9 protein-coding genes are annotated in these 7,412 nt (G+C 45.0%); 5 read left to right on the top strand and 4 right to left on the bottom strand.

Going from position 1 to position 7,412, the window contains the following annotated elements; translation table 11 throughout:
- The first annotated feature begins 43 nt into the window (after window positions 1–43).
- The 3 genes from N836_RS47755 to N836_RS47765 all read left to right on the top strand — a co-directional run bounded on the left by N836_RS47755 (window position 44) and on the right by N836_RS47765 (window position 2,572).
- Window positions 44–1,120, top strand: coding sequence for a chlorophyll a/b binding light-harvesting protein (locus N836_RS47755; RefSeq protein ID WP_235071056.1), 1,077 nt, complete (start codon window positions 44–46; stop codon window positions 1,118–1,120).
- An 88-nt stretch (window positions 1,121–1,208) separates the two neighbouring features.
- Complete coding sequence (locus N836_RS47760) at window positions 1,209–1,523, top strand: 2Fe-2S iron-sulfur cluster-binding protein (protein ID WP_023071796.1); 315 nt, start codon at window positions 1,209–1,211, stop codon at window positions 1,521–1,523.
- Between the two features lie 95 nt (window positions 1,524–1,618).
- Window positions 1,619–2,572 (top strand): NAD(P)/FAD-dependent oxidoreductase, encoded by a 954-nt coding sequence (locus N836_RS47765; RefSeq protein WP_023071797.1) that lies wholly within the window; start codon window positions 1,619–1,621, stop codon window positions 2,570–2,572.
- 22 nt (window positions 2,573–2,594) lie between these two features.
- On the opposite strand, the gene N836_RS47770 is transcribed toward N836_RS47765, so the two are convergent.
- Both N836_RS47770 and N836_RS47775 read right to left on the bottom strand, forming a co-directional pair.
- Window positions 2,595–3,419, bottom strand: a complete 825-nt coding sequence (locus N836_RS47770) for a YwiC-like family protein (RefSeq protein ID WP_023071798.1) — start codon at window positions 3,417–3,419, stop codon at window positions 2,595–2,597.
- Window positions 3,420–3,605: 186 nt separating this feature from the next.
- Window positions 3,606–3,905, bottom strand: a complete 300-nt coding sequence (locus N836_RS47775) for a 2Fe-2S iron-sulfur cluster-binding protein (protein ID WP_023071799.1) — start codon at window positions 3,903–3,905, stop codon at window positions 3,606–3,608.
- A gap of 523 nt (window positions 3,906–4,428) precedes the next feature.
- Here N836_RS47775 and N836_RS47780 point away from each other — a divergent pair.
- Window positions 4,429–5,265: a YwiC-like family protein gene (locus N836_RS47780; RefSeq protein ID WP_023071800.1), complete on the top strand. Its 837-nt coding sequence runs from the start codon at window positions 4,429–4,431 to the stop codon at window positions 5,263–5,265.
- A gap of 43 nt (window positions 5,266–5,308) precedes the next feature.
- Entirely contained in the window at window positions 5,309–6,142 is an 834-nt protein-coding gene (locus N836_RS47785; protein ID WP_023071801.1) for a class I SAM-dependent methyltransferase, read from the top strand.
- An 85-nt stretch (window positions 6,143–6,227) separates the two neighbouring features.
- Here the strand turns inward: N836_RS47785 and N836_RS47790 are convergent, their stop codons facing one another.
- Both N836_RS47790 and N836_RS47795 read right to left on the bottom strand, forming a co-directional pair.
- Window positions 6,228–6,668 carry a hypothetical protein gene (locus N836_RS47790; RefSeq protein WP_023071802.1) on the bottom strand — a complete coding sequence of 147 codons (441 nt, stop codon included), beginning with the start codon at window positions 6,666–6,668 and terminating at the stop codon, window positions 6,228–6,230.
- Window positions 6,669–7,023: 355 nt separating this feature from the next.
- A partial coding sequence (locus tag N836_RS47795; protein ID WP_023071803.1) for a transposase occupies window positions 7,024–7,412 on the bottom strand: 389 nt, incomplete at its 5' end.

Raw genomic sequence — 7,412 nt, forward strand, 5'->3', positions numbered from 1 at the left:
CGGTTAAGTGAGTAGGTTAATAGAACTGGAAATAGGAGTTTAGATGATGCAATCTCAACCAGCGTTAGAATCAGCTGCCGTTGATCAGGCAGATACAATTAGGTTGTCTCAGCCTAGGGATTTCTCATGGTTGCAGGGTAATGCTCGTCTGATTGATCAAACTGAGCTGTTGTTGGGTGCGCATTTAGCTCATGCTGGTTTGATTATGTTTTGGGCTGGTTCATTTACCCTTTTAGAAGTTTCTCACTATATTGCAGATGTCCCTATCGCCGAACAGGGGCTGTTACTGTTGCCTCGTTTGGCCAACTTAGGTTGGGGTATGGAGAATACCGATGTTTGGATTGCGATCGCAGTCCTTCATCTAGCATCATCAGCCGTTCTGGCAGCCGGAGGGCTGTTCCATGTTTTCAACCAGCGCTCCACCCAGTATGCTGTGGGCAATGATATCATCATGGCCAAAAACAAAGGCCTCTGGAGTAATCCAGAAACCCTAGGCTTTATTTTAGGACAACACCTAATTTTCTTGGGGTTTGCCGCCTTACTATTTGTCTTTAAAGCAATACGCTTTGGTGGCATTTATGATCCTGTATTAGGAACGGTTCATCTGGTAGACAATGTCACCACTAATCCAGTAATCATCTTTGGCTATCTCTTTGGATTTACGCGTCATGGCTGGGACCCCATGGGGATGGCAGCGGTAGATAACCTATCCGATGTTGTTGGTGGCCATCTTTGGATATCTGCTATGTGTATTCTAGGAGGGATCTGGCATACTCTTCGCGCTCCTTTTGGCTGGTTTAAGCAGCGTTTTATCTATGATGGTCATGTCATCTTGTCCTACAGCCTGGCTGGTGTTGGTCTCATGGCTTTGATCTCTATCTTTTTTGTCTTCAATGAAACTGTTTATCCTACTGAGATTTTTGGTGATAATCGGTTGGAGACAGCTGTTCTACAAGGCTTGCTAGGTATTATCTTTTTGGGTGGCCATGTGTGGCATAATTTGCTTGGCCAGAAAAATAGTGGTCGTCTCAGTGATTTATCTTATTACGAGGCATCCATGGCTGGATTTGCAATGCTTATAGTTGTAGCATTTTCCATCGGTCTGAACAGTTTTGTCTAGTAGTCTCTCAACTTTGGATTCCTCGAGATCCATGCCAGCTCATCTCTACCTGGTGGAGATGAGCTTTTTTAAATACTGATTTAGTGTTATGCATACATTTCAAATTACCTTACAAAATAGTCGCCTTAATCAGCAAACCTTATTAGAAGTAGCAGAAGATAATTCTATTTTAGATGCGGCAAAAGAGATGGGCTTAAACTTACCTATGCCCTGCCGTACTGGCACTTGCTATGCCTGTGTTGGTAAGCTGCTGATGGGTGCTCTTGATCAGACCGAACAATTACTTTTAGACGATGCTCAAATTGCAGACGGATATGCGTTACTATGTCAGGCCTATGCTCTCTCCGATTGTACAATCGCGATTGATTGGGAGAGTGGTATTTTAGAACAGCACTATCAATAAAGGCTATTGATGTGGCTGTAAGTCTGGAGCTAAGCGATCGCTGAGATGGCCGCATCATTTTAATTTTAACTATTGCTGTCTGAGGGACTTGTATTTTGGAAACCCATGAATTTGATGTGGTGATTATTGGTGGTGGTCCAGCGGGGTGTGCCTGTGCCCTTTATACGGCCCGTGCCGATTTAAAGGCCGTTATTTTAGATAAGAATCCAGCTGTAGGTGCCCTGGCTATTACCCATAAAATAGCCAACTATCCGGGTGTCGCGGGTGATATTAGTGGCAGCGCCTTACTGGATATGATGCGTGACCAGGCTGTTGAATATGGGGCTGTCTACCAGCGCTCTCAGGTGTTTAATCTAGATTTGGAAGGCCCCTTAAAACAAGCCTATACTCCCGAGGGAATTTTTGCTGGACGAGCCTTAGTTTTAGCGACAGGAGCGATGGGGCGAAAAGCTTCATTTCCTGGTGAGAGTGAATTTCTGGGGCGTGGGGTAAGCTACTGTGCTACCTGCGATGGAGCTTTTTACCGAGATCGTGACGTAGCCGTTGTTGGCTCCAATCTAGAAGCGTTAGAAGAAGCTCAAGTCCTAACCAAATTTGCATCCACAGTCCATTGGATCACGCCAAAAGTTCCGAAGCCCGATGATATACATAGTCAACAACTTTTGGAGAAAGGAAATGTTAAGCCCTGGACTCGGGCTCGTTTGCTGAATGTGCAGGGGGACATTATGGGGGTCAACAGTGTGACAATTAAACCGCTGGATAAATCTCCTATGCAACTCCCTGTAGATGGGGTTTTTATCTACCAGAGTGGTTCTAAACCGATTACGGATTATATCAATGATCAGATCGCTCTTAATCCGGACGGTGGGGTGAAAGTAGATGACATGATGAATACTTCTGTTGAAGGCGTTTGGGCGGTTGGTGATATTCGCAATACGCCTTTTAAGCAAGCCGTTGTTGCGGCTGGTGACGGTTGTGTTGCGGCTATGTCCATCGATCGGTTTCTCAATCGCCGCAAGTTGATCAAACCTGATTGGGAGCATAAATAAATCCCACCGCTAACCCTTACCCTCATGTAGGCAAGTATTCTGGCAACACTGTCAGACAAGCTAATGCAGTGTAGGTGAGGGCAAAATAGGTTTCGAAACGGGCGATATATTCAAACCGGCAGTTGCAGTACCAGTCTCGAAACACTATGATAACGGCTAATTTGAGTAGTGTGATGCCCAGGGTAAGGGCTGTTAAGAGAGATAGCCAGCCCAAGGAATATAGGATTTCAGCCAGTGCGATCGCAACGCAATGGTACACCAAGCTGCCCTGAAGAGAACTTGTTTTTACCTTACGTAGTTTGATGGTAAAAACCGCACTGGCAAAAAAGAGACTGTTGAGTAACCATAGCCCTAGGGCCTGCAGTGTGATTGTGTCTGTATTGGTGCCATAGACAAACAGTGTGGCCATACATATGGCCGAAAACATGAGGATCTCGGTATCAATGGTCTTTTGTCGCCGATTTAAAACAGCCACTATGTCAAACCCCATAGCAATGACAGCACCGCCACAGATCCACCATAAAACTGGGTGGCGATAGGTCAGGTATGTGGTGATTGCGATCGCAACACCCCCATAGAGTCCAGCCCAGAGTAGATAGCGAGGTTTCCAACTACGACGCTGTTTTATCTGTACGATTAGCGGATGTTCTGCCTGTAAACCTAAAAATCCGACTAGACAGGCTAGCCAGGTGCCCCCAGTCCATGTTTGAGCCAGTGAAGCTCCTGTTAAAAGAGAGCCAGCTAATACTAATATCACCCCATGTTCGGGAGAAAATGTCGGCCAATACAAGGGTTTGCGAGAGCGTACTACTGGGTCAGCCAACGCAGAAATGGAAGAACTGGTCATTGTTGAAGAACGTGATAATGCTGGTTCAGCTATAGTTGAACATATAAGAATAATGCTTAAAAAGCATATGCCATAGTGAGTTGATAGAGGCCGTAGTTTCAGAAGAGGAGAGTACGGATACAGATTCAACGGATAAGAGTATGACTGTGGATTAGCTGCTATGTATAAGCAGCATAAGGATGGTCCCTAATACAGGTCATCTTCAGCATGGGTCTCAATTTTACAATCAGACATAGGATAGGTGACACAGAGTAAGGCATAACCAGCATCAAGCTGATCATCATCTAAAAACGACTGATCCGATTGATCAACATCTCCTTCTAAAATTTTACCTGCGCAGGAGGAACAAGCCCCAGCCCGACAAGAAAATGGCAGGTCAAGGCCTTGATCTTCTGCAACATCTAGAATGTACTCATCTTCAGGCACTTCAATAGTTGCATTGACACCATATTTCTTGTTGATGAACGTTACTGTGTAAGTTTTCATATGCATTATTGATGGTGATTCGAACTGTTTGCAAGCGACTATCGTCTGCAACTGGTCTGGCTGTGGGGATGGTTTATAAGCTTTAGCAAGAACAGATTTTCAGTGATTTTATCCTTTGACGGCAGTCTCTAAAGTTACTGATTTTCGGTAGGATTTCAGCTACAAGATGCGAATCTTCTATGGGGTTTATCCTAGATCAAGTCATCCTCTCAATCAGCAACAGTTAGTTGCTGGAACTGCGTGCATATTGGCACGACTTATGGTCAAACCTTATTGCTAAAGTATGGCAATAAGTATACATCTGGCAGTATATCACTTTAGCCCTAGATAGCAGTTTCTTTTAGACAGAGTGGTTAGATGTTAACCATGGTTCTAATCAGGTGGGCAGAGCTAAATGTCTTAAGCCAATCTAAAGTTTATCTGATCAGCGTTTACTAATGAGAATAATTATTATTATTAGGATATACCTGCACCGGAATTAGCCTCAGGTTTTGTTGCGGTGCGACTTCTGTAGGGTAAGGCTATGACTATCAGCGCAACAGCCTCTTCGGCAAATAAGTCTTCTGTTCATAATAAGCAACAGTGGTATCGGCCTACAGTGTCTCAAGAGCATGGGGTGTATGTCATGCTGGGGGTCGCTTTTCTGACCGGAGCGGCGGCAGCTCAGCAGTGGACTTGGGCAACAACGCTGGCGCTGATTTGTGCCTACTGTGGCTTTCAGGCAGAGCATCCCTTGGTTTTACAAATCAAACAGCGGCGCAGTTGGAAACCACGATTTTTGATGTGGACAGGGATCTATGGAGGTATGGCCAGTGCGATCGCAGTTTGGCTATTGTGGCAACGTCAGGACAATGGGTCGTTATTAGGAATTTATGCAGCAGTTCTGGTTGCAGCGATCGTGAATGCTGTGTCAGTAAGGTGGCGGCAGCAAAAATCGGTGTTTAACGAGCTGGTTGCTTTCTCTGCAGTTTGTTTAGCTGCCTCGCTAGCATATGTAGCCACTGTTGGTACCCTTGGAACTAGTGTAATCGCCCTTTGGTTACTCAACACATTGTTTTTCTCTAGCGCTATTTTTACGGTCAAACTGAGAAAAATTCGAACTGCATCGATCATATCAGGGCTGGTTTTTCACGCCGTTGCTATAGGGATTGTTGTGACCCTGTGGCAGTTCCATTGGCTGGCTCCCATCACAGCCGCCGCCTTTGGCATTGCCATTCTAAAATTTGGCCTAATTCTGTGGCAAAAAGACTGGTACTGCAACACCAAAATTCAGCATGTGGCCATGCTAGAAACAGGTGCCAGCCTACTATTTTTAGCAATTGCATCGCTATCGTTGTTGCCACCCTATCTAGCTGTCTGAAGAGTACTGTCATCGTGTTGTATATCAACGGAGTGTAAGAACAATGACAAAAGTAGCGGTTGAGCTTGGCCCAGTCCAAGAAACGCTGTTAATTCCTTTATTAGGACGCGCTGTAGAAACTCAAAAAAGAAATGGTTTAATCCAAGACGAAAAAGCCGTCAAAATTGTCGAGTCTTTAGATTATGATTTTTCAAAATGGGAAAACTCTAAGGCTCTAACCGGAGCAACACTGCGGACGCGGATGTTTGATCAAGACGTGCAAGCATTCTTATCAAAGAATCCGACCGGAACGATTGTCGAAATTGGCTGTGGTCTGAACACACGCTTCGAGCGTTTAGACAATGGTCAGGCCTACTGGTTTGACTTAGATCTGCCTGATACTCTAGCGTTACGGCGACAGTTTTTTCAAGATCAACCACGTCGCACCATGATTGCAGCCAGCGTTTTAGAAACCGACTGGATGGAGACTGTTGCTGCTACGGGGGGTCCCTGGTGTTTTATTTCTGAGGCTGTGATTATCTATCTGGACGCTGTACAAGCAAAACAGGCGATCACCCAAATTGCCAAACGCTTTCCAGGAGCTTGGCTTTTGACCGATACTACCGCTCAGGCCATGGTTGACAGTCAGTCTACCCATGATGCCATGCGGTATCTGCCTCAAGAGAGTTGGTTTCGGTGGGCCTGTAATGATCCCCACGAGCTCGAAACCTGGGGAGCAAACCTACGTCTCGTACAATCACGCACCTTTTTGGATGCAGACCCTGACTTGATGAAACAGGCCCCCAGACAAATAAGATTTTTGGCCCGGTGGGCTCCCTGGTTAATTCGCGGCAAGTTAAAAGGCTACCGTCTCAATCAATTTTTGATAGAACCCTAAAATAGGCTGAGATAAGTAGGCTCTTTAGGTCTATGCTTGGTTGTGTCATAGAAGAAGAAGACTCATAGACTTTTCAAAAGCTTCTCTAAAATGGTGCTAGAGACTCTGATTGTTTTGTTCTCACCAGAGCCACTCTTCCATAGCGGGGATCAATGTCTAGTCCCATAATTACTAATTGGTGTTCATCAACTTGAGACGAATTCTGAACTGTGTAGGTCGTAAATTCACCCGGTGCCAGGGTGAGGCAATGGTTAAATACGGCTTTCCTAATCTGTAATGGGAGAAACATGGTGTCTCCCATTGCTAATGCCGCATGATTTTGGAAAGTAACCTGGCCATCGTGGGTTAGAATACCGGCTGGTGTGGGAAATTGGTCACACCAATGTACAGCAAGAAACCAACGGGCATCAGCTAGTCGATCAAAAATGCGCTCTTTTTTCGGGTGTTGTAATACACGATATCCTCCTTGAACGGAGATAATAGTGCCACCTAAAAAGGCAACGGCAACATCAATAAAATGGTTCATTTTTCCGGTCCATGACTGTTGGGTTTTAGATATGAAAGTCCTGTTATGAATCAGATGTCTCAGAAATCAGTATGCTCCAAGCGATAGCGGCTGTAATGGGTGATAGCACTATTAACAGCTTTAGGTTAATCAGGTTAGGAGGGTCCCACATAAAAAATATCGTTGCTCAGTTATAATCTCTCGACCTAACCTAGCTTAGGTGCTGCTAGCCTCTATACAGGCATAGGCAGATGATATTAGCATCGTCTAAATAAGAAAAATTGTCAATAATGAATTGCATGAATCCTATAGAATTTAACAGCTCGCAATATAGCCACTGCTATTAAGTACACTGGAAAGTAAGTTTTCTACCATTTTAGAGAGTCTTATCTTCTCGAATTTTGACATAATGCTTCTGAAATTTATCGCGTGCGGCCTCAACTGAAAATTGCCAATGGATGCGGATACGCTGGTCATGCCGTTCTTGCACCAAGGCGAGCACCGCTTGCTCTAATTGGTCTTGTGTGGGAATGCGCTGATGCAAACAGCCTCTAGCCAGTGCCGAAAACTCGATCTCAATCATATTGAGCCAACTGGCTGACTTTGGGGTGTAGTGAAACTCAAACCGTTGGGCAAGGGCAAAGGCCTCCTCAGCCGTCAGGTATTCATAGAAAGAACTGACATTATGGGTGTTGAGATTATCCTGCACAACCTGGATTTTGTCCGCATTAGGATAGCGCGCAGCTAAGGCTTGAAAAAACAGAG

Source organism: Leptolyngbya sp. Heron Island J (genome assembly GCF_000482245.1).
GTDB lineage: Bacteria > Cyanobacteriota > Cyanobacteriia > Phormidesmidales > Phormidesmidaceae > Leptothoe.

Bases quoted from the DNA above. Each gene is read 5' to 3' on its own strand.
- N836_RS47770 (WP_023071798.1), bottom strand. From the start codon at position 3,419: ATGACCAGTTCTTCCATTTCTGCGTTGGCTGACCCAGTAGTACGCTCT.
- N836_RS47780 (WP_023071800.1), top strand. From the start codon at position 4,429: ATGACTATCAGCGCAACAGCCTCTTCGGCAAATAAGTCTTCTGTTCAT.
- N836_RS47760 (WP_023071796.1), top strand. From the start codon at position 1,209: ATGCATACATTTCAAATTACCTTACAAAATAGTCGCCTTAATCAGCAA.
- N836_RS47790 (WP_023071802.1), bottom strand. From the start codon at position 6,668: ATGAACCATTTTATTGATGTTGCCGTTGCCTTTTTAGGTGGCACTATT.
- N836_RS47755 (WP_235071056.1), top strand. From the start codon at position 44: ATGATGCAATCTCAACCAGCGTTAGAATCAGCTGCCGTTGATCAGGCA.
- N836_RS47775 (WP_023071799.1), bottom strand. From the start codon at position 3,905: ATGAAAACTTACACAGTAACGTTCATCAACAAGAAATATGGTGTCAAT.
- N836_RS47785 (WP_023071801.1), top strand. From the start codon at position 5,309: ATGACAAAAGTAGCGGTTGAGCTTGGCCCAGTCCAAGAAACGCTGTTA.